20 protein-coding genes are annotated in these 25,833 nt (G+C 70.5%); 15 read left to right on the top strand and 5 right to left on the bottom strand.

The window, feature by feature from the left end; all coding sequences use genetic code 11:
• Positions 1-56: 56 nt before the first annotated feature.
• Entirely contained in the window at positions 57-893 is an 837-nt protein-coding gene (locus GA0115234_RS39465) for an aldo/keto reductase (RefSeq protein WP_093551435.1), read from the bottom strand.
• Positions 894-1,132: 239 nt separating this feature from the next.
• On the opposite strand from GA0115234_RS39465, the gene GA0115234_RS39460 reads away from it, so the two are divergent.
• The 4 genes from GA0115234_RS39460 to GA0115234_RS39445 all read left to right on the top strand — a co-directional run bounded on the left by GA0115234_RS39460 (position 1,133) and on the right by GA0115234_RS39445 (position 6,556).
• A complete protein-coding gene (locus tag GA0115234_RS39460) occupies positions 1,133-1,918 on the top strand; it encodes a Tat pathway signal sequence domain protein (protein WP_093551433.1) in 786 nt (261 codons plus the stop codon).
• Between the two features lie 205 nt (positions 1,919-2,123).
• Complete coding sequence (locus GA0115234_RS39455; RefSeq protein WP_093551431.1) at positions 2,124-3,176, top strand: chitinase; 1,053 nt, start codon at positions 2,124-2,126, stop codon at positions 3,174-3,176.
• Between the two features lie 9 nt (positions 3,177-3,185).
• Positions 3,186-4,481, top strand: a complete 1,296-nt coding sequence (locus GA0115234_RS39450; RefSeq protein WP_093551429.1) for a glycosyl hydrolase family 8 — start codon at positions 3,186-3,188, stop codon at positions 4,479-4,481.
• 11 nt (positions 4,482-4,492) lie between these two features.
• Entirely contained in the window at positions 4,493-6,556 is a 2,064-nt protein-coding gene (locus GA0115234_RS39445; RefSeq protein WP_237542109.1) for a PQQ-dependent sugar dehydrogenase, read from the top strand.
• A 50-nt stretch (positions 6,557-6,606) separates the two neighbouring features.
• Here the strand turns inward: GA0115234_RS39445 and GA0115234_RS39440 are convergent, their stop codons facing one another.
• Positions 6,607-8,406 carry an AMP-dependent synthetase/ligase gene (locus tag GA0115234_RS39440; RefSeq protein WP_093551427.1) on the bottom strand — a complete coding sequence of 600 codons (1,800 nt, stop codon included), beginning with the start codon at positions 8,404-8,406 and terminating at the stop codon, positions 6,607-6,609.
• 437 nt (positions 8,407-8,843) lie between these two features.
• Here GA0115234_RS39440 and GA0115234_RS39435 point away from each other — a divergent pair, with 437 nt between their 5' ends.
• Positions 8,844-10,214, top strand: a complete 1,371-nt coding sequence (locus tag GA0115234_RS39435; RefSeq protein ID WP_093551425.1) for a hypothetical protein — start codon at positions 8,844-8,846, stop codon at positions 10,212-10,214.
• 132 nt (positions 10,215-10,346) lie between these two features.
• Here the strand turns inward: GA0115234_RS39435 and GA0115234_RS39430 are convergent, their stop codons facing one another.
• Positions 10,347-11,876, bottom strand: coding sequence for a hypothetical protein (locus tag GA0115234_RS39430; protein WP_093551423.1), 1,530 nt, complete (start codon positions 11,874-11,876; stop codon positions 10,347-10,349).
• Between the two features lie 111 nt (positions 11,877-11,987).
• On the opposite strand from GA0115234_RS39430, the gene GA0115234_RS39425 reads away from it, so the two are divergent.
• Positions 11,988-13,175 (top strand): sensor histidine kinase, encoded by a 1,188-nt coding sequence (locus GA0115234_RS39425; RefSeq protein WP_093551421.1) that lies wholly within the window; start codon positions 11,988-11,990, stop codon positions 13,173-13,175.
• On the top strand, positions 13,172-13,843 hold the full coding sequence (locus GA0115234_RS39420) for a response regulator transcription factor (RefSeq protein WP_093551419.1): 672 nt from the start codon (positions 13,172-13,174) through the stop codon (positions 13,841-13,843). Before GA0115234_RS39425 ends, GA0115234_RS39420 begins: the two co-directional genes overlap by 4 nt.
• Positions 13,844-14,058: 215 nt before the next feature.
• Here GA0115234_RS39420 and GA0115234_RS39415 read toward each other — a convergent pair whose 3' ends face one another.
• Entirely contained in the window at positions 14,059-14,979 is a 921-nt protein-coding gene (locus tag GA0115234_RS39415; protein ID WP_093551417.1) for a LysR substrate-binding domain-containing protein, read from the bottom strand.
• A gap of 118 nt (positions 14,980-15,097) precedes the next feature.
• Between GA0115234_RS39415 and GA0115234_RS39410 the strand changes: the two genes are divergently transcribed.
• Positions 15,098-16,126: a bile acid:sodium symporter family protein gene (locus tag GA0115234_RS39410; RefSeq protein ID WP_093551573.1), complete on the top strand. Its 1,029-nt coding sequence runs from the start codon at positions 15,098-15,100 to the stop codon at positions 16,124-16,126.
• An 86-nt stretch (positions 16,127-16,212) separates the two neighbouring features.
• On the opposite strand, the gene fdhD is transcribed toward GA0115234_RS39410, so the two are convergent.
• On the bottom strand, positions 16,213-17,061 hold the full coding sequence (gene fdhD / locus GA0115234_RS39405; RefSeq protein ID WP_093551415.1) for a formate dehydrogenase accessory sulfurtransferase FdhD: 849 nt from the start codon (positions 17,059-17,061) through the stop codon (positions 16,213-16,215).
• Positions 17,062-17,403: 342 nt separating this feature from the next.
• On the opposite strand from fdhD, the gene GA0115234_RS39400 reads away from it, so the two are divergent.
• The 7 genes from GA0115234_RS39400 to GA0115234_RS39370 all read left to right on the top strand — a co-directional run bounded on the left by GA0115234_RS39400 (position 17,404) and on the right by GA0115234_RS39370 (position 25,778).
• Positions 17,404-18,354, top strand: coding sequence for a beta-ketoacyl-ACP synthase III (locus GA0115234_RS39400; protein ID WP_093551414.1), 951 nt, complete (start codon positions 17,404-17,406; stop codon positions 18,352-18,354).
• Positions 18,355-18,421: 67 nt separating this feature from the next.
• On the top strand, positions 18,422-19,099 hold the full coding sequence (locus tag GA0115234_RS39395) for a GntR family transcriptional regulator (RefSeq protein ID WP_093551412.1): 678 nt from the start codon (positions 18,422-18,424) through the stop codon (positions 19,097-19,099).
• Positions 19,100-19,193: 94 nt separating this feature from the next.
• Complete coding sequence (locus GA0115234_RS39390; protein WP_093551410.1) at positions 19,194-20,606, top strand: VWA domain-containing protein; 1,413 nt, start codon at positions 19,194-19,196, stop codon at positions 20,604-20,606.
• Between the two features lie 186 nt (positions 20,607-20,792).
• On the top strand, positions 20,793-21,974 hold the full coding sequence (locus tag GA0115234_RS39385; protein WP_093551409.1) for an ROK family transcriptional regulator: 1,182 nt from the start codon (positions 20,793-20,795) through the stop codon (positions 21,972-21,974).
• 120 nt (positions 21,975-22,094) lie between these two features.
• Positions 22,095-23,621 (top strand): sugar ABC transporter ATP-binding protein, encoded by a 1,527-nt coding sequence (locus tag GA0115234_RS39380; protein WP_093551407.1) that lies wholly within the window; start codon positions 22,095-22,097, stop codon positions 23,619-23,621.
• Complete coding sequence (locus GA0115234_RS39375; protein ID WP_093551405.1) at positions 23,618-24,667, top strand: ABC transporter permease; 1,050 nt, start codon at positions 23,618-23,620, stop codon at positions 24,665-24,667. Before GA0115234_RS39380 ends, GA0115234_RS39375 begins: the two co-directional genes overlap by 4 nt.
• Positions 24,668-24,740: 73 nt before the next feature.
• Positions 24,741-25,778, top strand: coding sequence for a substrate-binding domain-containing protein (locus GA0115234_RS39370; RefSeq protein ID WP_093551403.1), 1,038 nt, complete (start codon positions 24,741-24,743; stop codon positions 25,776-25,778).
• Positions 25,779-25,833: the final 55 nt, after the last annotated feature.

Here is a 25,833-nt window from a genome sequence, read left to right as displayed (position 1 = left end):
GCGTGCGTCTCGGCCTCGGTACGCCGGTGGGGCGTACCGAGGCACGGCCGTACGGATCAGGCGCCGAGGTTGAACTCGCCGGGGTTCGGGCCGAGACGCCTGTCCTCGTCCAGCGCGGCGAACGCGGCCAGGTCGTCGGCGTCCAGCTCGAAGCCGAACACATCGAGGTTCTCCGCGATGCGGGACGGCGTCACGGACTTCGGGATCACCACATTGCCGGTCTGGAGGTGCCAGCGGAGCACCACCTGGGCGGCCGTGCGGTCGTGCTTCCGGGCGATCGCGACGACCGTCGGGACCTCCAGCAGGCCCTTGCCCTGACCCAGCGGCGACCAGGCCTCGGTCGCGATGCCGTGCTTGGCGTGGAAGGCGCGCGACTCGGCCTGCTGGAGCTGCGGGTGGAGCTCGATCTGGTTGACCGCCGGGACCACGGAGGTCTCGCCGAGCAGCCGCTCCAGGTGCTCGGGGAGGAAGTTCGAGACGCCGATGGCCTTGGCGCGGCCGTCCGACCGGATCTTCTCGAAGGCCTTGTACGTGTCGATGTACGCGTCCTTGGCGGGCACCGGCCAGTGGATCAGATACAGATCGACGTAGTCGAGCCCCAGCTTGTCGAGCGAGGCGTCGAAGGCGCGCAGGGTCGAGTCGTAGCCCTGCTCGGAATTCCACAGCTTCGTGGTGACGAACAGCTCCTCGCGGGCGACACCGGAGGCGGCGATGGCCCGGCCGGTGCCCTGCTCGTTCTCGTAGATCGCGGCGGTGTCGATGCTCCGGTACCCGGACTCGATGGCGGTGGCGACCGCCTTCGCGGCCTCGTCGTCCGGCACCTGCCAGACACCGAAACCGAGCTGCGGCATCTCGACGCCATTGTTGAGAGTGATGGAGGGGACCTGGCTCACGAGCGGTCGATCCTTACGTCGTCGGTTGGTACTCACGGGGTCAACGATCACCGGCCGCCCAGCATTCCCGGGCCGCCCCACGTTCCCCAGCGGTCACCCGGCCTCATCCGGCCTCATCCGTCCGGGGCATTGACCGGGTCCCGCCGACACGCAACCCTGGAGCACGTCACTGAACAACGGTCACCCTTGTGAACGCACCACTCCGCGATCATGAACGAACGACTCCGAGCGAGGTCGACGTGACGAACCCTTCCAGGCGGGCGCTGCTCGGTGCGGCGATCGGCGGCGCCGTCGCCGCCACTGCCGGGCTCCCCGCCACCGCGCACGCCGCGAGCTGGAAATTACGCTGGTCGCCCTCGGCGAGCAGCGGTGGACTCGGCGCCTTCGAGACCGTCGAGGACGACCGGGCCGATTCCCATCCGGCGGGGCAGCCGCACATCCGCACCGAGGGCGACAACTTCCGGTTCACCATGCACACCGTCGACCGGGACACCTCGACGGACCGTCAGCGCCAGGAGGTGACCGGTCTGCGCACCAGCGGCAGTTCGTACCTCAAGTGGCTGCCCGGCGAGACCTGGCGGATCACCTATCGCATGTACATCCCCGGCTCGCTGAAGGCGACCACCAGCTTCACGCACATCATGCAGATGAAGCAGCCCGGCAACGGCACCTCGCCGATCGTCGTCCAGTCTCTGCGCCGGGTGAACGGCGTACAGACCATCGAGCTCAAGCTGGCCGTCGCCGACGTCCTCGTCGGCCGCACCGACCTCGCCCCGCTGCACGACAAGTGGATCGACGCCGACTTCCGGATCACGATCGGTGACGGCGCATCGGGCTCGGTCCGCTGGATCCTGAAGGACGGGGCGACCACCGTCATCGACAAGTCCGCGTCCGGGGTCGACACCTTCCTCGCCGACCGGGTCCGGCCCAAGTGGGGCATCTACCGTTCGCTCGGCGACACTTCGGGGTCGCTGCAGGACACCTATCTCCTGCTCACCCGGATGCGCGGGTACCAACTGGTCTGAGGGAGGGGAGGCGGAACGCCTGTGCGCGGCCGGGCGGCGGGGCGATGGCCCCGTCGCCCCGATGGGCTGCCCGCGTTCCGCCCAACCCGCGGCCACCGCTTGAGATTTGGGCCCGCGCGGGGCATTGACAGAAAGCTCCGCAGGGAATCCTATGCAGTGTCGGTTAGGAACCTTTCCTAACACCGAGAACCGGAAGGGATCATCCGTGCACCCTGCCGCACCCCCACGCCGCCTGGTGGCCGTCCTCACAGGTCTCAGCTGTCTGCTCCTGCCCCTGCTGGGCCAGTTGCCGAAGGCCTACGCCACCACGCACCCGCACGAGACCACCGACGCGTACGACTCCCCGGCCGGCACGACGACCGCCGCGGGCCCCGGTGCCATGGTCGCGGCGCCGTACGAGTACCTCGGCTGGGGCAAGCCGCAGAAGCCGACCGAGGTGATGGCCGCCACCGGCGTGAAGTGGTTCACGCTCGCGTTCATTCTCTCGGACGGCGGCTGCAACCCGAAGTGGGACGGGGACCGGCCGCTGACCGGCGGCTCGGACGAGGACGCCATCGACGCCATCCGGGCGGCCGGCGGCGACATCGTCGTCTCGGTGGGCGGCTGGAGTGGCGACAAGCTCGGCGAGAAGTGCACCAGCGCCGCCGCCCTGGCCGGGGCCTACCAGAAGGTGATCGACGCCTACCACCTCAAGGCGCTGGACATCGACATCGAGGACACCGAGTTCTCCAAGGCCACCGTGCGGCAACGGGTGGTCGACGCCCTGAAGACCGTCAGGAAGGCCAACCCGGGCCTCGTGACGTACGTGACCATGGGAACCACCCCGACCGGTCCCGACGCCACCGGCAAGGACCTCATCAAGCGGGGCGCGGCCGCGGGGCTCGACAACGACGGCTGGGTCGTCATGCCCTTCGACTTCGGCGGACACACCGGCACCATGGGCGCCGCCACGGTCACCGCGCTCGACGGCCTGAAGTCCGCCGTGAAGAGCGCCTACGGGTACACCGACGACGCCGCCTACCGGCACATCGGGGTCTCCTCGATGAACGGGAAGACCGACGACGCGGACGAGACCGTCACCACCACGGACTTCCGGACGATCCTCGGCTACGCGCAGCAGCACCACATCGCGCGCTACGCCTTCTGGTCCGTCAACCGGGACCGGGTCTGCGGCTCCGGAAGCGACGGGGACACCTGTAGCGGGGTGTCCCAGTCCCCGTACGAATTCACCAAGATCGTCGTCCAGTACAAGGGCTGAGGAGATCCCATGCGTACCACCACGAAGACAGTGACCATCGGCACGGCGGCGCTCGCCGCCGCCGGGCTGCTGCTGCCGCTGCTCGGCACGGTGCCGGCCACCGCGGCGGAGCACACGCAGCCCCCCCGGGCGGTCGCGGCCACGGCGGACAGCGGCCCCGCGGTGCCCTTCGGCAGCCACACGTTCCCCTACGCCGCCGGGACGCTGAAGCCCTCGGGCACGCAGTCGGCACTCGACCAGGCCGTGATCAAGACGTACAACGCCTGGAAGTCCGCGTTCGTCAAGAAGAACTGCGGCAACGGCTGGTACCAGGTCATCTCGCCGGACGCCGACCACCCCTACGTCGCCGAGGCCCAGGGCTACGGAATGGTCGTCACCGCCACGATGGCGGGGGCCGACCCGGACGCGAAGACCGCCTTCGACGGCATGGTCAAGTACGTGCTCGCGCACCCCTCGGTGAACAACTCCAACCTCCTCGCCGCCGAACAGAACGCCTCCTGCAAGAGCGTCGACGGCTCCGACTCGGCGACCGACGGCGACCTGGACGTGGCCTACGGGCTGCTCCTCGCCGACAAGCAGTGGGGCTCCACCGGCACGTACAACTACAAGGACCTCGCGGTCAAACACATCAACGCCATCAAGAAGAGCGAGGTCAACCCGACCACGCACCTGATGCTGCTCGGCGACTGGTCGGACTCCGGCGAGTCCCACTACTGGATGACCCGTTCCTCGGACTGGATGATCGACCACTTCCGCGCCTTCCGGACCGCCACCGGCGACAGCACCTGGGACACCGTGCGCACGGCGCACCAGAAGCTGATCACCTCCCAGCAGTCCAAGTACGCCTCCGGCACGGGGCTGCTGGCGGACTTCGTCGTCAACACCAACAGCACGGCCAAGCCCGCCTCCGGCGAGGTGCTCGAAGGCCCCAACGACGGCGACTACTCCTGGAACGCCTGCCGCGACCCGTGGCGCATCGGCACCGACGCCGTCACCAGCGGGGACAGCGCCTCGCTCGCCTCGGCCCGCAAGCTCAACACCTGGATCAAGTCCAAGACGGGCGGCAACCCCAACAAGATCGTCAGCGGCTACCACCTGAACGGTTCGGCGTTCGACAGCGGCAACGACATGGCGTTCACCGCCCCGTTCGTCGTGACCGCGCTGACCGACTCCGGATCCCAGGCCTGGCTCGACGCGCTCTGGAACAAGCTCGCCACCACCTCGATCGACCCGGACCTCTACTACGGCGGAAGCGTCCAGCTCCAGTCGATGATCGTCGCGTCCGGCAACTACTGGGTTCCGTGACGGAGGTTCGGATGCAGACCATGACGCTCACCACGCCACGGGGAAGAGTGGCCGCCCTCACGGCCCTGCTGCTCTGCACCGCCCTGGTGCAGGCGGTCCCGCAGCCGGCCTCCGCGGCCGCCACCCGGTACGAGGCGGAGTCCGCGACGATCGTCAAGGGCGCCGCCGAGTCCAACCACTCCGGCTACTCGGGCACCGGATTCGTCAATGGCGACAACGTCGTCGGCAGCTATGTGGAGTTCACCGTCACCGCGGCCTCCGCCGGCACCGGCAAGATCGCCATCCGCTACTCCAACGGCACGGCGGACCCCCGGCCCGCCGATGTCGCCGTGGGCGGCACGGTGGTCTCGGCCGCGCGCGCCTTCAACGCCACCACCGACTGGAACACCTGGGCCACCTCCACCCTGACCACCCCGGTCAAGGCGGGCAGCAACAAGATCCGGCTGACGTCCACGACGGCCAACGGGCTGCCCAATCTCGACTACCTCGACGTCACGGTCACCTCCTCGGACACCGAGGCACCCACCGCGCCCACCTCGCCCAGCTGTTCGGAGATCACCGAGAACAGCCTCACTCTCAACTGGGGTGCCGCCACGGACAACGTGGGTGTCGCCGCGTACGACATCTACGAACACGGCAACAAGTCCGGCGAGGCACCGGGCACCGCCACCACGAAGAAGCTGACCGGGCTCACCCCCGACACCACCTACAACCTCACCGTGTTCGCGCGTGACGCGGCCGGCAATGTGTCGTCGGTCAGCCCGATCGTGGACTGCACCACCCTGCGCAGCTCCGACACCACCGCACCCTCGGCACCCGGCACCCTGTCCACCTCGGACCTCACCGCCAACAGCGTCGCGCTGAGCTGGGGGGCGTCGACGGACGACAAGGCCGTCACCGCCTACGAGGTACGCAGCGGCAGCACCGTCTACAAGACCGTGACCGGCACCCCGCCGGCCACCACGGCCACGCTCACCGGGCTCGCCTGCGCCAGCCCGTACACCCTGGACGTCGTCGCCAAGGACGCGGCGGGCAACGCCTCGCCGCCCAGCAACACGGTCACCTTCACCACCCCGGACTGCGCCACCGACGGCGGAGTGCCGTCCGGCATCGCCACCGTCTCCGGCGGCTGGTCCATCCCCTGGGGCACCTACTGGATGCCCGACGGCAAGAGCGCCCTGGTGACCGAACGGGACAGCTTCAAGGTCTTCAAGGCCACCGCCGACGGCACCAGGACCCAGGTCGGGACCGTGCCCAACGCCGTCACGACCGACGGCGAGGGCGGTCTGCTCGGCGTCGCAGTCGACCCGAAGTGGTCCACCAACCACTACGTGTACGTCATGCACACCGCGTCCGAGGGCAACCGCATCGCCCGCATGACCTACGACGGCAGCTCGCTCAGCGGCTACAAGGTCCTGCTCCAGGGGATCAAGAAGAGCAGGTACCACAACGGCGGACGGCTGCTGTTCGGCCCGGACGGCTATCTGTACGCCTCGACCGGCGAGGCGCAGACGCCCGACCTCGCCCAGGACAAGAACTCGCTGAACGGCAAGATCCTGCGGATGACCACGGACGGCAAGGCCGCCCCCGGCAACCCGTTCGGCAACTACGTCTACAGCTACGGTCACCGCAACCCCCAGGGGCTCGCCTTCGACCGCAACGGCCGGCTGTGGGAGGCGGAGTTCGGCGACAGCAAGAAGGACGAGCTCAACCTCATCAAGCCGGGCAACAACTACGGCTGGCCCGTCTGCGAGGGCACCTGCACCACCGACGGCATGACGAACCCGAAGAAGACCTGGAACATCTCCGAGGCCTCGCCCAGCGGGATCGCCATCGTCCGCAACGTCATCTACATGGCCGCCCTGAAGGGCGAACGGCTGTGGCGGGTGCCGATCACCGGTGACACCGAGAACCTCGGCACACCGAGCGCGTACTACGTCGGTACGTACGGCAGGCTGCGCACGGTCACCAAGGTGCCGGGCCAGGACCAGCTCTGGCTCTCCACCACCAACTGCGACAACAAGGGGAACGAACCCGACGGCTCGGACAAGCTGCTCCGGGTCTCGATCAGCTAGGCCCTGAGACCGGCGGCAGGTGCTGTACCGCTGGGGGCACCCGGGGTGCCTCAGCGGTACAGCGCGTCGACCTCCGCCGCGTACGCCGTCTCGATCGCCCGGCGCTTCAGCTTCAGCGAAGGAGTGAGGAGCCCGTGCTCCTCGCTGAAGGGACGCGCCAGGATCCGGAACGTGCGGATCGACTCGGCCTGCGAGACCGCGGTGTTGGCGGCCACCACCGCCCGCCGGACCTCCAGCTCCAGGTCCCGGTCGCGCACCAGCTCCTCCGGCTTCAGCGGCGTCCGCCCCTGCATCGCGAGCCAGTGCTCCACCGCCTCCTGGTCGACCGTGACCAGGGCCGCGATGTACGGCCGGTCGTTGCCGACCACGATGCACTGGGCGACCAGCGGATGCGCCCGCACCCGCTCCTCCAGACCGGCCGGCGACACGCTCTTGCCGCCCGACGTCACCAGGATCTCCTTCTTCCGCCCGGTGATCGTCAGATAGCCGTCCTCGTCGAGCGAGCCCAGGTCCCCGGTGGCGAGCCAGCCCTCGCGCAGCACCGCCTCGGTGGCCTGCGGGGCGCCCAGGTAACCCGTGAACACATGGTCGCCGTGCACCCACACCTCACCGTCCTCGGCGATGTGCACGGTCGTCCCGGGGATCGGCAGCCCGACCGTGCCGTACCGGGTGCGCTCCGGCGGGTTGGCCGTGGCCGCCGCGGTCGACTCGGTCAGCCCGTACCCCTCGTACACCGTGACGCCCGCGCCCTCGAAGAACAGCCCGAGCCGCCGCTCCATCCCCGAACCGCCGGACATGGCGTGCCGGATCCGGCCGCCCATCGCCTCGCGCACCTTCCGGTACACGACCTTGTCGAAGAACTGGTGCTGCATCCGCAGCCCGGCGGACGGCCCCGGACCGGTCCCGAAGGCCCGCGCCTCCAGCGCCTCGGCGTACTTCACCGCGATGTCCACGGCCTTGTCGAACGGCCCGATCCGGCCCTCCGCCTCCGCCTTGCGCCGGGAGGCGTCGAAGACCTTCTCGAAGATGTACGGAACCGCGAGGATGAACGTCGGCCGGAACGTCACCAGGTCCGGCATCAGCGCCCTGGCCGACAGCTCCGGCTGGTGGCCCAGCTTCACCCGGCCCCGGATCGCCGCGACCTCGACCATCCGGCCGAAGACATGGGCCAGTGGCAGGAAGAGCAGGGTCGCCGCCTCGTCACCCGGCCGCGAGCGGAAGACCGGCCTCCAGCGGGCGACCATGGTGTCCGTCTCGAACATGAAGTTGGCGTGCGTCAGTACACAGCCCTTGGGACGCCCCGTCGTTCCCGAGGTGTAGATGACCGTGGCCACGGACTCGGGCGTCACCGCGCGGCGGTGGCGGTGCACCACCTCGTCCTCGACCTCCGCCCCCGCGTCGGTCAGCTCGGCCACCGCGCCGGCGTCCAGCTGCCAGAGCCGTTTGAGTCCGGGCAGCCGGTCGATCACCGAGGCGATCGTCATCGCGTGGTCCTCGTGCTCGACCAGGACGGCGGACACCTCGGCGTCGTGCAGCATCCACCGCACCTGCTCGGCCGAGGACGTCGGGTAGACGGGTACGGACTGGGCGCCGATCGTCCACAGCGCGAGGTCGAAGAGCGTCCACTCGTAGCGCGTACGCGCCATCAGGGCCACCCGGTCACCGAACCTGACGCCATGGGCGATCAGCCCCTTGGCGAGCGCCAGCACCTCGTCGCGGAAGGCCGCGGCGGTGACATCCCGCCAGTTTCCGCCCGCGTCCTTGCGGCCGAGCGCGACCCGGTGCGGGTCCTCCTCGGCATGGTCGAACACGATGTCGGCCAGCCCGCCCACGAGGGGCGCGGCCGCCATGGGTGGGACAGTGAACTCGCGCAATGACCTGCTCCTCGTGGCGCTCCGCACAGCGCCGTGACGCTACCCCACCCGCCGACGCGGCGGGAGGGTTCCGTACCGGCGGAGAACGTGGCATATGCACAGGTCAGCCACCGAAATCCGGCCAGATGGGCAAGGCTCGGGCGTGGCTGGGAACGCGGAGTAACCGGCGGGCGCCGGAATCTCCACCGAATCTGTACGCGGCTGCCACTCCCGTTCCGGGGGTATTCACCAAGGTTTGCTCGTTTTTCATATGAATCGAGAGGATCGCATGGTCGGCCGGCGCCGTCCGTGGATCCCGGCGGCGCGGGCGGTCGGCGGCCGAAAACCGGGGCGCGACGTGATCCCCTGCCATGTGATGATCCTTCCGGTGCGCCGGGGCTGCCGGCGCCTTACCACACCCTTGGGGGGTAGCAATGAGACTGTTCTCTGCCGGACGCCCGGTACGTCTCAGATCCGGCGCAGCCGTGGCGGTGGCGGCCGGTCTGCTGACGGCCGGCCTCGCCGCGCCCGCGTTCGCCGACGACGACTCGCCGCAGACCGACCAGTTGTGGATCAACGAGCCGTACCAGCAGACGCTTCCGCTCGGCACCGACGGCGGTCAGCCGCAGTCCCGCACTCTCGGCGTCGGCATCTACCACGACAACGAGAACTTCACGGTGACCGACGGCAGGCTCACCGTGGACGTCTCCGACCTCGCCGGGGTCGCCGAGGTGGCCTGGCCCGACAACTGCACGCCGAGCGGTACGAGTGCGGTGTGCGACATCCCCGTGGTTCCCGCGATCGGGGGCGACTACGAGGACCAGGTGTTCCTGACCGTGCGCGCGGCCGACGGCGCCGAAGCCGGCGCACACGGCAGGATCACCTATGAGGCGACGGCCACCGGCGGACCCGACGGCACGCTCACCGCGCCGCACGAGAGCTTCGACACCACGCTCACCGTCGGCGCGGGGCCCGACCTCGCCATCGACCCCGTCGCCGACATCGAGGACGGCCGGCCCGGCGACGAGCGGACGATCCCGTTCAAGGTCACCAACAACGGCAACCGGAGCGCGAACGGGTTCACCGTCAAGCTGTCCGCCTCGTACGGCCTGACGGATCTGACCCGGTACGACGCCTGCACCTACACCACGACGGACGACAACGACTACGCCCCGTCGAAACATGCGGTCTGCACCTTCGACCGGGTGCTGGCGCCGGGCGACTCCTTCGAGCTGCCCGAGCCGCTGACGGTGCGACTGGCCCCGCACGCGCTGAACGAGCGGCTGGACATCGACGTCCAGCCGGGCGACGGCGCCGAGGACATCGACTCCCAGAACAACTACGCGATCCTCCAGATCGGTGCGGAGAACACCGCGGACTTCTCCGTGACCGGCGACGTCATCTCCGGTGCGGCGGGCGAGACGGCCACGGCCGAACTCACGTTCAAGAACAACGGCCCGGCCTGGTTCGGGAACCTCGGCTCCGGCGACCCGGTCGCCGGGGTCCGGCTGATCGTGCCCGAAGGCACCACGGTCACCGGTGTGCCGTCCGGCTGCTCCCCGCACACCCTCGGCGGCGGCTACTACCCGAACCGGACGGGCGCCCCGCGCTACGACTGCGCCCTGCGGTACTGGGTGCTGGAAGACACCCGGCGCACGTTCGCGTTCTCCGTGCGCATCGACACCGTGGTGCCCGGTGCGACCGGTGCCGTGAGCATCCACCCCGCGTTCGGCGAGTTCGGCGAGTACCCCTTCGACTTCGACCCGGACCTCACGAACAACACGGCGGTCCTGGCCGTCAACTGACCTTCCGGGGGCGGGGTCCGGAGCAAGCCGCCCGAGCGCCTGCTCCGAACCCCGCGCTTCACGGGGCGGACGCCATCGGGGTGCAGAGCCGCACCCGGCGCGGGAGATCGCGAACCCCGGCGCCGTCAGGGGTCACTCCCGGTCCACCGGTTGCCCGGCCCGTTCGTCGCTCTGCGGCAGGCGGTTCAGAGCGAGCCCCAGGAGCACCGCCGCGTACCCACACAGCACGGCGATCCCGGCCCACCACGGAAGCGGGAAATATCCGGCGGAGGGGGCGTAGTGGGCGACGGCCTGCGGATACTCGACGAGGGTCTGCTGGACGGCGAAGCCGGCGGCCGGAGTGACCCGCAGCAGCCACTGCGACAGGCCGTCGGCGAGCAGCGGGACGGAGGTCACCACGTACGGGACCGCGATCGTCAGGACGGCAACGAGAATCGCCGGCCAGGCGCGCCGCAGAAGGGAGCCGAGCGCGAGGGCGAGCACGGCGGCGAGGGCGAGGGCGCCGGCCGTGCCGACGACGACCCGTGTTCCGGTGAGCGCGGACACCCCGATGACGGGGATCCCGTTGTTCTTCAGGATCGTCACGCCGGCCGGGATCACGATGCCAAGGGCGAGGACAGTGGTCACGAACGTGACGGCTGCGACGACGATCGCCTTCGCCGCGAGGCGGGGGCGGGTGACCGGAGTGCCGTCCGCGGGCCCGGCTCGGTGCCGGGTAGCGGCGAACCGCACGGCGACCACGAGCACGATGAGCAACGCCAGGGCCAGGCCGCTCAGGGCGCGTTCCACCGGGCGGGCGCCGTCCTCGGCGCCTGCCGGGCCGATGTCGCCGGTGCCGGTGACGGTGATCGTGCCTTTCTTCTCCACCGCCCCGGACGCCAGGTGGTACTTCTCCCAGTCCGTCCGGTTCCGTTCGCCGACGGCGTCATCGCTCCATTCCCCGGCGGCTGCGCCCTGGAGGGCGATGTTGTCGAAGGTGCCGCCGGCCTGCGTCCAGCGCACCTGTTCCGTGGCGCCGCCCAGGCCGGTCCGCCGCAGCGTCAGGTCTCCGGGGGAGGCCGCGAACAGGCCGACCTGCACGGTCTCGGGAAGCCCGGGCAGCCGCACGGTGGCGACCTTCGTCCACTTCGTGCCGTCGGCGGACTCATGGCCGGTGACGGTGTCACCCGACCGGGTCAGCCGCAGCCAGCGCGGCGCGCCACCCGCGACGCCCCTGCCGCTGCCGGCGATGTCATGACGGTAGTCGTACTGCATCCGCACGCCGTGTCGGCCGGTGGCCATCAGCGCTGCGTAGGAGGACCCCTGGCGGACACCGTCCTTGATGATGATCCCGGCCTTCGCCCACGGCACCAGTCCCCGGACGATCCGATCGTGGTCCGGTGGCGGGTAGGTGATCGTTCCCGTCATGGACGTCATCCGGACCGTGATGCTGCCGTCGGTGCCCATGTCGCGGTGCAGGAAGGAGAACTGGTCGTTGACGAGGGAGCCGTCCGGCCCGGTCGGTTCGGCCGGGCAGGGGCCGCCGCACGAGGCGTGGTTGCCGAACGCGTAGTGCAGACCCAGGGCGACGACGGCCAGGGCCGCGACCGCCATCGCGATCAGCCGGCCCACCCGCCGGAACTCGGTCCACTCCCGCCGGAGTTGTTCTCTGGTAGGAAACATGGTTCCGGTCTACGGATCCGGCCGTGACGTGGTCCGAACCGCAACTGTCACATCGTTGTTAGGTGCGGTTGGGCATGCTGGGTCCGGCCGGACGCGAAAGGGTGGTGGACCATGGGCAAGCCGTGGGGTGGGACCGTCCGCCGACGATTCACGATCTTGTACGCCGGTGGGTTCCTCGGGTCCGGAACCGTACTGCTCGCCCTGATCTACCTGATGTCCGGCACCCGGGTGACCACGCTCGCCCCCGAAGGGATTCCGGGACAGGTCCCGGAACAGGTCCCGGCGGGCAGATCCGACCTCGCCTCGGCCGAGCAGCGGATCCGGGACCTGGGGAGGCAGCTCTCGGAGGTGCACGCGCAACAGAACCACCGGTTGCTGGTCGGCTCGCTGATCGCGCTGGCGGTGATGGCGGGCGTCTCGCTCCTGCTCGGCCGGATCCTCGCCGACCGGGTGCTTCGCCCGTTGCGGCTGATCACCGCGGCGACACGGCGGATCTCCGCGGAGAACCTGTATCAGCGGCTCGCCGTGGCCGGACCTGTCGACGAGGTCAAGGAGCTCGCCGACACGGTCGACGGTCTTCTGGAACGCCTCGAAGTCTCGTTCGTCGCACAGCGCCGGTTCGTCGGCAACGCCTCGCACGAACTGCGTACACCGCTGGCGACGATGCGGGCGTCGCTGGACGTCGCCGTCGCCAAACCGGAGCCGGCGGCACAGACCGTCGCACTCGCCGGCCGACTGCGGGCCGAGCTCGACCGGGTGGATCACCTGTTGGACGGCTTCCTCGTCCTTGCGCGGGCGCAGCACGGCACCCTGGCCGACCGGACCCCCGTGTCGCTCGGCGAGCTGGCGCGAAGGGCGCTGGCCGCCCGGACCGCCGATATCGCCGCGAAGGCGCTGACCGTCGACGACGAGGTGCGGGCGAACGTCCGGACTGAGGGGAGCGAGGCGCTGCTGTTCCGGATGGTGGAGAACATGGTCGACAACGCGATCGTGCACAACCAGGAGAGCGGCTGGGTCCGGATTTCCACCGAGCACACCGCTACGGAAGCACGCCTGGTCGTCGAGACCGGCGGGCGCATCTTCGACCAGGACCAGGTGGACCGGCTGACGCAGCCGTTCGAGCGGCTCGGCACCGACCGGACGGGGCCGGAGGGGAGTTCAGGCCTGGGCTTGTCGATCGTCGCGGCGATCGTCGCGGCACACGACGGCCGCCTCGCGCTTCAGGCCCGGCCGGAGGGCGGCCTGCGCGTCGTGGCGGCGTTGCCGTCGGCAGCCCGTTCGGACGGGGTGACACCATGAGAATTCTGGTCGTGGAGGACGCGAGGTCGCTGGCCGAGGTCGTCGCCGAGGGACTGCGGGATCAGGGGATGGCCGTCGACATTGCCCACGACGGTCTGGCCGCCGCCGCCAAGCTCGATCTGAACGTCTACGACGTGGTGGTCCTCGACCGCGACCTGCCCGGCATCCACGGCGACACGCTCTGCCAGATGATCACCGAGCGGGACGACCGCGCGATGGTGCTGATGCTGACCGCGGCCGGGGCTCCCGGCGACCGGGTCAGCGGTCTCACCCTCGGCGCCGACGACTACCTCGGCAAGCCCTTCCACTTCCCGGAGTTGATCCTGCGCATCCGGTCCCTGGCCCGCCGCAGGCCGGCCGCGCGGGCCCGCACGCTGCGTGCCGCCGGCCTCGAACTCGACCCGGTACGCCGGAACGCCCTGCGTGACGGCCGTCCGCTGGAGCTGTCCGTCAAGGAGTTCGCCGTCCTGGAGGCGCTGCTGCGCGCCAGTCCAGGCTTCCTGAGCGCCGAGGACCTGCTGGAACAGGTATGGGACGAGAACGCCGATCCCTTCACCAACACGGTGACCGTCACCATCGGCAGGTTGCGCCGCAAGCTGGGCAGCCCGATGGTCATCATGACGATGCCCGGGGTGGGCTATCGCATCTCCGACGCTCCGGCCCTCTGACAGGGCTCTGACCCGCTGGAGCCACGGAGGTCCGGATCCCTCCGGGCCCCTTCGCTGTCCTGGCCCTCGCCCGGTCCCGTCCGCCCCGTTCAACGACCGCCCGGCCCGCGGAAGAGCGCTGCGGCAGCGCCCCTCGTTCGTCACCGTCACCGTCACCGTCGAACTCGACCGCGTCCGGGTCCCGCACTTCCCCGGAAGCCCGGCGCGGCATCCGATCACTGTGCCGGCCGACCAAGATCGTTCTCGCCGATGACCGTTGTACCGATGTTCCCCAAGGCCGGGATCAGCCGGTTGCCGCCCGCCAGGATCGCTGACGCCAGCGCGTCCGCAGCCTCGTGCGCCCCGTCGCGGCGGCGGCCGTGCGACAGGACGAAATCCACGCCGCCCAGCTCCGGCAGCCCGGCCCTGGCCGGGACCGGTGCCAGGCCCGTCGGGATCAGTCCCCGGCTGTGGGCCATCACGCCCAGCCCCGCGTGGGCCGCCGCGATCAGTCCGCTCAGACTGGTGCTGGTGCAGGCCACCCGCCAGGGCCGGCCGTGCTCCTCCAGAACCTCCAGGGCGCGGGCCCGGGTGATGCCCGGCGGCGGGAAGAGGATCAGCGGAACCGGACGGTCCGGGTCGATCCGCAGCTGGGGTGCGCCGATCCAGGCGAGCGTGTCCTGCCAGACCAGCTCGCCGTGGGTGTCCCCGGCGCGCCGCTTGGCGAGCACCAGATCGAGCCGGCCTGCCGCCAGCCGCTGATGCAGCGTGCCGGAGAGCTCCACCGTCAGCTCCAGCTCGACCTCCGGGTGGTCGCGGCGGAACGACTCCAGGATCTCCGGCAGCCGGGTCAGCACGAAATCCTCGGAGACCCCGAACCGCAGCCGCCCGCGCAACCGGGTCCCGGTGAAGAAGGCCGCGGCCCGCTCATGGGCGGCGAGTATCGTCCGCGCGAAGCCCAGCATCGCCTCGCCGTCCACGGTGAGGTCGACCCGGTGCGTGTCCCGGACGAACAGCTGCCGCCCCGCCGCATCCTCCAGGCGCCGCACATGCTGGCTCACGGTGGACTGCCGCACCCCGAGCCGGCGCGCGGCCCGGGTGAAGCTCAGCGTCTGGGCGACGGCGAGAAAGGTACGGAGCTGTGCGGGGTCGTACATGGCGCCAGGCTATCGCGCACCGTGATGACAGTGAGAGCGGTGTGCGGGATTCCCGATCGCGCCGATGGGGAGCAGCATGGAGAGGGCACGATCAGAACCAAGAGAACCTGTGGAGCACATGAGTCGCCGCACCCTGAAGCTGCCGTCCTGGCTGCCGCTCGACCCGTACATCCTGGCGCTGATCGGCACCGTCGTGCTCGCGGCGGTACTGCCCGCGTCAGGGACCGCCGCGGAGGCGGCGGGCGGTGCCTCGACCGGAGCGGTCGCCTTCCTCTTCTTCCTGTACGGCGCCCGGCTCTCCACCGCCGAGGCGCTGGACGGCCTCAAGCACTGGCGGCTTCATCTCACCGTACTGATCTGCACCTTCGTGGCGTTCCCGCTGCTCGGCCTGGCGGGCCGGGGGCTGGTGCCGTATGTCCTGACGCCGCAGCTGTACAGCGGCTTCCTCTTCCTCTGCCTCGTCCCGTCGACCATCCAGTCGTCGATCGCCTTCACCTCGATCGCCCGCGGCAACGTGCCCGCGGCGATCTGCGCGGGCTCCTTCTCCTCGATCGCCGGGATCTTCCTCACCCCGCTGCTCGCGGCCGCCCTGCTCGGCAACGACGGCGGCGGGTTCTCGGCGGACGCGCTGCTGAAGATCGGGGTCCAGCTGCTGCTGCCCTTCGTCGCCGGGCAACTGCTGCGCCGCTGGATCGGCGGCTTCATCACCCGCCACAAGAAGGTCCTCGGCTACGTCGACCGCGGCTCGATCCTGCTCGTCGTCTACACGGCCTTCAGCGAAGGCATGGTCGCGGGCATCTGGCACCAGGTCACCCCGGCCCGGCTCGGGGCGCTGCTCGGTGCCGAGGTGCTGCTGCTCGCCCTGATGCTCGCGCTGACCTGGTACGGGGGGAAGCGGCTCGGTTTCGACCGGGAGGACCGGATCGCCATCCAGTTCGCCGGTTCGAAGAAGAGCCTGGCCTCGGGGCTGCCGATGGCGAGCGTGCTGTTCGGGGCTCAGGCGTCCCTCGCCGTCCTGCCGCTGATGCTCTTCCATCAGATGCAGCTGATGGTGTGCGCCGTGATCGCCAAGCGCCGCTCGCGCGATGCGCGGGAGGAGAGCCCGGCGGGCGGAGCGGTGGCGCGGGAGGCCGCCGCGATGAGCTGAGCCGGATCCGGTCGGCGCGAGGGGCCTCGCGTCGGCCGGACCCCGGTCTGTCCGGTCCGTTCGCCGGTGCGGGCGGGCGGGGCGCGTCAGTCCTGGCCGTCCGTCGTTTCCAGCGCGATCCGGTGCTCGCCCGCGTACACGTTCATCGAAGGGCCCCGGAGGAAGCCGACCAGGGTCAGTCCGGACTCGGCCGCCAGATCGACCGCGAGGGACGAGGGCGCCGAGACCGCCGCGAGCATCGGGATCCCGGCCATCACCGCCTTCTGGGCCAGCTCGAACGAGGCCCGCCCCGACACCAGCAGAATCGCCCGGGACAGCGGCAGCCGGTGGTCGGTGAGGGCCCGGCCGACCAGCTTGTCGACCGCGTTGTGCCGCCCGACGTCCTCCCGGATGTCGAGCAGCTCACCCGTCTCGGAGAACAGCGCCGCCGCGTGCAGCCCCCCGGTCCGGTCGAAGACCCGCTGCGCGGCGCGCAGCCGGTCGGGGAGGGCGGAGAGCAGGGCGGGCCCGACCCGGAGCGGGGGAGCGTCGGCGACCGGGTGCCGGGTCGTGGTGCGTACCGCGTCGAGGCTCGCCTTGCCGCACAGCCCGCAGGACGAGGTGGTGTACACATTGCGTTCGAGCGTGATGTCGGGGACCGGGACGCCGGGGGCGAGCCGCACATCGACCACGTTGTACGTGTTGACGCCGTCGGCGGTGGCTCCGGCGCAGTAGACGATCGACTGCACCTCGGACCCGTCGCCGATGACGCCCTCGCTCACCAGGAACCCGGCCGCCAGGGCGAAGTCGTCACCCGGTGTGCGCATCGTGATGGCGAGCGGCTTGCCGTTCAGCCGGATCTCCAGGGGCTCCTCGGCGACGAGCGTATCGGGGCGGGTGGAGACGGCTCCGTCCCGGATGCGGATGGTGCGGCGACGCTCGGTGACCCGACCCATGGCGGTTGAACCCGATTCTGTAGGTGGTGGGAGCCGAACCGGTACGTGGTGGAAGCCGAACCGGCCCTTGCTGCGGATGCTGCCCCGGACACCGGATCATCGTGCGGAGAGGCGGAGAGACGGCCCGGCGATGTCATTGTCCTGCACACGCGGCGTGACTTCGCGTCAGGGCAGGAGGCCGAGCACCGGAGTTTTGTCTACAAAATGCCTTTGTAAGGGGCAAGTCTGTTGTCAAGCCTCCAACGGCCGGACGCTATTCCTGTGGGAACACGTGCCCCTGTACCGGACGGTAGCGACCAAGACTGGATGGTTCCTGCCATCCGTAGCGAGGGGACCCTGTACATGACCGGCTCACGTGTCGTGGCGCTCGGCCACTATCAGCCCGCCAGAGTGCTCACCAACGACGATCTGGCGGCCATGGTCGATACCAGCGACGAGTGGATCACCAGTCGGGTCGGCATCAGGACCCGCCACGTCGGGGGGCCGGACGAGCCGGTGGACGAGATGGCCGCGTACGCGGGGGCCAAGGCGCTGGCCGCGGCGGGGCTGGAGCCGGCCGAGGTCGATCTGGTGCTGGTCGCCACCTCGACCGCGATCGACCGCTCGCCGAGCATGTCGGCGCGCGTCGCCGCCCGGCTCGGGATGGGCTCGCCCGCGGTGATGGACATCAACGTGGTCTGCTCCGGCTTCACCCACGCCCTCGCCACCGCCGACCATGCGATCCGGGCCGGGGCGGCCGAGCGCGTGCTGGTCATCGGTGCCGACAAGATGGCGGACATCGCCGACTGGACCGACCGCAGCACCTGTGTCCTGCTCGGCGACGGGGCCGGCGCGGCGGTCGTGGTCGCGGAGCCGGACGGGGCGGCCGGGCCCGGGATCGGTCCCGTGCTGTGGGGTTCGGTGCCGGAGATGGGGAACGCCGTACGGATCGAGGGGACGCCCCCGCGCTTCGCGCAGGAGGGGCAGTCCGTCTACCGCTGGGCCACCACGCAGCTGCCGCCCATCGCCCGCAAGGTGTGCGAGAAGGCCGGAGTGGCGCCCGAGGACCTGGGGGCGGTGGTGCTGCACCAGGCCAATCTGCGGATCATCGAACCCGTCGCCAGGAAGATCGGCGCGGTCAACGCGGTCATCGCCAGGGATGTCGTGGACTCCGGCAACACGTCCGCGGCCTCGATCCCGATGGCCCTGTCCAAACTGGTGGAACGCGGCGAGGTCCACAGCGGTGCGCCGGTCCTGCTCTTCGGCTTCGGCGGGAATCTCTCGTACGCGGGTCAGGTGATCCGCTGTCCCTGAGGGGCATTGTGCTCGGTAGACTGTAGACGATAAGCAATGGGTGCTCGTCGGCTGGAGGGGGACCGCGATGTTGTCCACAGGACTGCCGCAAGGGGCCGTGCCGAAGCTGGAACGGCCCGGTCCGCTGCGCGAACGCGTCTACGAGGCGCTGCTCGAACTCATCACGACGCGTGCGCTCCGCCCCGGCCAGCACCTGGTCGAGAGCGAGCTGGCAGGCCATCTCGGGGTCTCCCGCCAGCCGGTGCGCGAGGCCCTGCAACGGCTGAACACCGAGGGGTGGGTCGATCTCCGGCCCGCCCAGGGCGCGTTCGTGCACGAGCCCACGGAGGAGGAGGCGGACCAGCTGCTCTCGGTCCGCACTCTCCTGGAGGCCGAGGCCGCGCGTCTCGCCGCGGCCAACTCCGGAACGGAGGGCATCGCGGCCCTGGAGGAGCTCTGCGCCAAGGGCGAGCAGGCCGTCGCCGACGACGACGTGGACCTGGCGGTCGCCACCAACGCGGCCTTCCACGCCAAGGTCATGGAGCTGGCGGGCAATGTCGTCCTCTCCGAGCTCGCCGGTCAGGTGGGCCGCCGGGTCCGCTGGTACTACACGCCGGTGGCCCGTCGGCGCGGTGCCCAGTCGTGGATCGAGCACCGTTCGCTGATCGCGGCGATCTCCGCGCGCGACGGACAGCGGGCCACGGAGATCATGCGTTCCCACACGGAGCACACGCGCAAGACGTACCACCAGCGCGAGCAGGGCTGACCGGGGCGCTCGTCCGGACCGGCCTCCGCCCCGACCGGGGAGTCGCGGGGGCCGTCGCCGCGGGTCCGGCCGGGCGGCGGGCAGACTTGCCGGTGTGACGACACTGAGCAAAGGCGCCAACATACCGCTCGCGGCCTCTGCGGTCAGGGCCGTACTCGACTGGTCGGCAGGGGCCGGAGTGCCGGACGTGGACGCTTCCGCACTGCTGCTGACCCGTGGCGGACGGGTGCGATCCGATGACGACTTCGTCTTCTACAACCAGCCCCGGCACGCTTCGGGCGCCGTGCGGCACGTCGGCAGACAGCCCGGCAGCGACTCGCTGGACGTCCGACTGGGCGCGCTGGGGCCGGACATCGAGCGCGTCGCGCTCTGCGCGTCCGCCGACGGCGGCACATTCGGTCAGGTGCCGGAACTGTGTCTGCGGCTGCTCGACGCTGAGTCCGGCGCCGAACTGGCCCGCTTCGACATCGCCGCCGCGACGGAGACCGCGCTCATCGGCGGCGAGCTCTACCGCCGCGACGGCGGCTGGAAGTTCCGCGCGGTCGGCCAGGGTTACGCGAGCGGGCTGGCGGGACTGGCGACCGACTTCGGGATCAGCGTCGACGAGGAACAGTCCGCGGCCGGGCCCGGCTCCCCGGCCGAGACGCCTCCGTATCCCGCCCCCGCACCGGCGTACCCCGCCCCCGTGCCGTCGTTCCCCGCCCCCGCGCCGGGGCACGCCGGAGGAGAACCCCGCCCCCGGCTCGCCAAGGGCGAGGAGAGCCTGCCCGTGGAGATGCGCGAGCGCCTGTCGCTGCGCAAGCGGCAGGTCCTGGTCAGCCTGAGCAAGCACGGTGTGCCGGAGCTGCGCGCACGCGTCGTCCTCGTCCTCGACGCGTCGGGTTCGATGGGCGGCCTCTACCTGCGGGGCACGGTGGCGGGGGTCGCCGAGCGGATGGTGGCCGTCGCGGCCCAGCTCGACGACGACGGCGAGATGCAGGCGTGGACGTTCGCCAGCAACCCGGCCCGGCTGCCCGACCTCGCCGCCGGTGACCTGCCCGAGTGGCTGAGGCTGCACGTACGCGTGGGGCAGACCTTCGGCTTCGGGCGCAGGAAGCCGCCCAAGGGGCTGGTCCCCGGCCAGATCGACATGCGTACGGTCGGCATCCAGAACGAGGAGCAGAAGGTCATCGCCGAGGTGCGGGCCTTCGTGCGCGAGCACCCGGCGCCCGATCCGACGCTGGTCCTGTTCTTCTCGGACGGTGGTGTGTACCGCAACCAGGAGATCGAGACGGAGCTGCGGGCGGCCGCCGAGGAGCCGGTCTTCTGGCAGTTCGTCGGACTCGGCAGTTCCCGGTACGGCGTGCTGGAACGTTTCGACACCATGCCGGGCCGCCGGGTCGACAACGTCGGCTTCTTCGCCGTCGACGACATCGAGAGGATCTCCGACCAGGAGCTGTACGACAGGGTTCTGTCGGAGTTCCCGTCCTGGCTGCGGGCCGCCCGGCAGGCCGGAATCCTGCGCTGAGAGTCCGGGTCGGCCGGTCCCTTCGAGGTCCGGCTCGTGAGGGCGGCCGGACAGCTTTGTCCTCGGTGTGGAGAAAGTTGTGGTGGATTCCTGCGCAACTTCTTCCCACTCCCGGCAACCGCTGCTACGTTCCCCTCGAAAGCCCGACGTACAGGCCGATGTGGCGGGGAGGGGCGCGTGAGACGTATGACGGCACGACCCGCGAATGCGCATCAGGCGCGACTGCTCCGGCTGTTGCGCGACGGCGGGCCCAACTCCCGGGCACAGCTGGGGGATCAGGTCGATCTCTCCCGCTCCAAGCTCGCCGTCGAGGTCGACAGACTGCTGGAGACCGGGCTCGTGGTGGCCGACGGGCTCGCCGCCTCCCGCGGCGGGCGCCGCTCGCACAACATCCGGCTCGCACCACAACTGCGCTTCCTGGGCGTGGACATCGGCGCCACCTCCGTCGATGTGGCCGTCACCAACGCCGAGTTGGAGGTCCTGGGTCACCTCAACCACCCGATGGACGTACGCGAAGGCCCCGTCGCCGTCTTCGAGCAGGTGCTGTCCATGGCGGCCAAGCTCCGGGCCTCGGGGCTCGCCGAGGGTTTCGACGGCGCCGGGATCGGCGTACCCGGACCGGTCCGCTTCCCCGAAGGCGTGCCGGTCGCACCACCGATCATGCCCGGCTGGGACGGCTTCCCGGTCCGCGAGGCGCTCAGCCAGGAACTGGGCTGCCCCGTCATGGTCGACAACGATGTGAACCTGATGGCGATGGGGGAACAGCACGCGGGCGTCGCGCGCTCCGTGGGCGACTTCCTCTGCGTCAAGATCGGCACCGGAATCGGCTGCGGCATCGTCGTCGGCGGCGAGGTCCACCGCGGTACGACCGGCAGCGCCGGGGACATCGGCCACATCCAGGTGGAACCCGAGGGCCGGGCCTGCGCCTGCGGCAACCGGGGCTGCCTGGAGGCCCACTTCAGTGGTGCCGCGCTCGCCCGCGACGCGGAGGACGCGGCACGCACCGGGCGGTCGGCGGAGCTCGCCGGCCGTCTCGAAGCGGCCGGGAAACTCACCGCCGCCGATGTGGCGGCCGCAGCGGCCGCCGGTGACGCCACCTCGCTCGACCTGATCCGCGAGGGCGGCAACCGGGTCGGCCAGGTCATCGCGGGACTCGTCAGCTTCTTCAACCCCGGCCTGGTGGTGATCGGCGGCGGTGTGACCGGCCTCGGGCACACCCTCCTCGCCAGTGTCCGGACCCAGGTCTACCGCCAGTCGCTGCCGCTGGCGACCGGCAACCTTCCCATCGTGCTGGGCGAGTTGGGGCCGGCCGCCGGAGTGATCGGCGCCGCCCGGCTCATCAGCGACCACCTCTTCTCGCCGGCCTGACCCCCGGGCCGGCCGCGCACGGGCGCACCCCGGAAACACCGGGAGCGCCGGGAACACCGCACCACCGCTCCTGGTACAGCCCTGCCCGCTCACCGGCCCCATTCGCCGAGGGGATTCGTCATGGCACCAGAACCACCCCTGCTCACCATGTCCGGCATCACCAAGTCGTTCCCCGGAGTACGCGCCCTCGACGGCGTGGACCTGGAGGTCCAGGCCGGCGAAGTCCACTGTCTCCTCGGGCAGAACGGCGCCGGCAAGTCCACCCTCATCAAGGTGCTCGCCGGGGCCCACCAGCCCGACGGCGGCGAGATCACCTGGCGCGGCGCACCGGTCGCGCTGAAGTCGCCGATCGCCGCCATGCGTCTGGGCATCGCCACCATCTACCAGGAACTGGACCTGGTCGAGGGACTGTCGGTCGCCGAGAACATCTTCCTCGGCCATGAACCCACCACCGCCCGCTTCGTCGTCCGCACCCGCGAGGGCCGCACGGCCGCCGGGGCACTGCTGAAGCGGCTCGGCCACCCGGAGATCGACCCGGCCAGCCCGGTCGGCGCGCTGTCCGCCGCCCAGCAGCAGATCGTCTCCATGGCGCGGGCGCTCTCGCACGACGTACGGCTCATCGTCATGGACGAGCCGTCCGCCGCGCTCGACCCGGACGAGGTCGACAACCTCTTCCGTATCGTCGCCTCCGTCACCGCCGACGGGGTCGCCGTCGTCTACATCTCGCACCGCCTGGAGGAGATCCGCCGGATCGGCGACCGGGTGACGGTGCTCAAGGACGGCCGGGCGGTGGCCGTCGGGCTGCCCGCCGAGTCCACACCGACACACGACATCGTTGCCATGATGACCGGCCGCAAGGTCGAGTACGTCTTCCCGCCCCGCACCACGAGCCGTCCGGGAGCGGACGCGACGGAGCCCGTCCTGACGGTCGAGGGGCTGACCAGGAAGGGGGAATTCGCCCCGGTGGACCTGGAGTTGAGGCCCGGCGAGATCGTGGGACTGGCCGGGCTCGTCGGCTCGGGCCGCTCCGAGATCCTGGAGACCGTCTACGGTGCCCGCAGGCCGACCGCCGGACGGGTGAAGGTGGCCGGCAAGCAGCTGAGGCCCGGCAGCGTCCGTGCGGCCGTCGCCGCGGGCATCGGCCTCGCCCCCGAGGAACGCAAGGCGCAGGCCCTGCTGATGCTCGAATCCGTCACCCGCAATGTCTCCGTCTCCTCGATGTCCCGTTTCTCCAGAGCCGGCTGGATCGACCGCGGGGCCGAACGCCGGGCGGCCCGCGAGGCCACCCGCGAACTCTCGCTGCGCCCCGACAACCCGGACACCCCCGTCCGCACGCTCTCCGGCGGCAACCAGCAGAAGGCGGTCCTGGCCCGCTGGCTGCTGCGCGGCTGCCGGGTCCTGCTGCTCGACGAACCGACCCGCGGTGTCGACGTCGGAGCCCGCGCCGAGTTGTACGCCGTGATCCGCCGGCTGGCCGACGAAGGCCTCGCCGTCCTGCTCGTCTCCAGCGAGGTGCCCGAAGTGCTGGGCCTCGCCGACCGGGTGCTGGTGCTCCGTGAGGGCCGCGTCGTGCACACGGCGGACGCCCGGGAGCTCGATGAGCACCGCGTACTCGACCTAGTGATGGAAGGGAGCCCGACGTCATGACGCAGCCCGTCTCCTCGGCGCAGCAGGGCGGGCCGGACCGCGGGGCCGCCCCCGCCCCGGTCCCCGGACCCCGGACGAAGGACGCACCCCCGCGCGGCCGGGGCCCGCGCGTGGACGTCCGCAACCTCTCGCTCATCGGCGTCCTCGCCGTACTGATCGCCGTCGGCGGAATCACCGAGCCCGACGCCTTCCTGGACACCGGGAACCTCCAGCTGATCCTGACGCAGGCCTCCGTGATCGGTGTCGTCACCGTCGGGATGACCTTCGTCATCACCAGCGGCGGTATCGATCTGTCGGTCGGTGCGATGGTCGCGCTCGCCTCCGTCTGGGCGACCACGGTCGCCACCCAGGAGTACGGCTTCGCGGGCATCCTGTTCACCGCGATCGCCGTCGGACTCGCCGCCGGGCTGGTGAACGGGCTGCTCGTCGCGTACGGGCGGATGGTGCCGTTCATCGCGACGCTGGCCATGCTCGCCTCGGCCCGCGGCCTGGCGCTCCAGATCACCGACGGCAAGACCCAGATCGTCACCGTCACGTCCGTCCTCGACCTGGGCCTGCCCGATTCCTACGTCCTCGGCATCCCGCCCCTGGTCATGATGTTCGCGGCGGTCACCGTCATCGGCTGGCTGGTGCTGAACCGTACGACCTTCGGACGGCGTACGGTCGCGGTCGGCGGCAACGCGGAGGCAGCCAGGCTGGCCGGCATCGACGTACGGCGCCAGCGGCTCCTCCTCTATCTGCTCTCCGGACTGTGCTGCGGCATCGCCGCCTTCATGCTGATCATCCTGTCCGGCTCGGGCCAGAACACCAACGGCAATCTCTACGAGCTCGACGCCATCGCGGCCGCGATCATCGGCGGCACCCTGCTCAGCGGCGGGCGCGGCACCATCGTCGGCTCCGTGCTCGGCGTCCTGGTCTTCACGACCATCACCAACATCTTCGCGCTCAACAATCTGCAGAGCGACGTCCAGCAGATCGCCAAGGGCGCGATCATCGTCGCCGCCGTCCTGGTCCAGCGCCGCACATCGGAGCACGGGGAGACCTGACGCTCCACATCCCACCGACCGCCCCGTTCGCCCCATGTGACATGTCACGCACCGGATGAAGGGTTCGACAGCCATGCCAGAAACCAGCCGCAGACGACTGCTCTTCGGCACCGCGGCCGTCTCCGCGGGCGCCCTCCTCACCGCCTGTACCAGCAACGACCCCAAGACCGAGGACACCGCCAAGAGCACCGGAGCCGCCGCCGACAACAAGCCCGGCAAGCCCGTCACCATCGGCTTCGCGGGTCCGCAGGCCGACCACGGCTGGCTCAACGCCATCAACGAGAACGCCAAGTCGCGGGCGGCCACGTACTCCGAGGTGACACTGGAGACCACCGAGGGCTCCAATGACACCGCCGCCCAGATCGGCCAGGTCAAGACCCTCATCAACAAGAAGGTCGATGTCCTCGTCATCCTCCCGGCCGACGGCAAGGCGCTCACCCAGGTCGGGCTGGAGGCCATGCGGGCGGGCATCCCCGTCGTCAACCTCGACCGGGTCTTCGCCTCCCCGCAGGCCTACCGCTGCTGGGTCGGCGGCGACAACTACGGCATGGGCCTCAACGCCGGCACGTACATCGGCGAACAGCTCAAGGGCAAGACGGGCGCCAAGGTCGTCGAGCTGGCGGGCATCGACAACCTGGAGCTCACCAAGCAGCGCAGCCAGGGCTTCGCCGACGCGCTGAAGAACTACTCCAACATCGAGCTGGTGGCCCGTCAGGCAGCTGATTTCACCGTCGAGTCGGGCCAGGCGAAGATGGCCCAGCTCCTCCAGGCGCAGAAGAAGATCGACGCGGTGTGGAACCACGACGACGACCAGGGCGTGGGCGCGCTGCGCGCCATCCAGCAGGCCGGCCGGGACGAGTTCCTGATGGTCGGCGGCGCCGGGGCCAAGTCCGCGATGGACGCCATCAAGGCCGGTAACAGTGTGCTGAAGGCCACCGTGCTCTACCCGCCGACGATGGCCGCGTCCGCCATCGACCTGGCCCGCGCGCTGGCCCAGGGCAAGGGCGTCGGCGGCCTGGCCGAGCTGGAGATCCCGACCAGTATCACCCTCTACTCGGCCGTGGTCACCAAGGAGAACATCGACCAGTACCTGCCGACGGGCTTCAGCTGATCCACCCCGCGGGAGGGTGCTGACCGACCCTCCCGCCGCACCCATCGAACGACCG

Source organism: Streptomyces sp. DvalAA-43 (genome assembly GCF_900091725.1).
GTDB lineage: Bacteria > Actinomycetota > Actinomycetes > Streptomycetales > Streptomycetaceae > Streptomyces > Streptomyces pulveraceus.
This window is presented reverse-complemented; position numbering and strand designations above follow the sequence as displayed.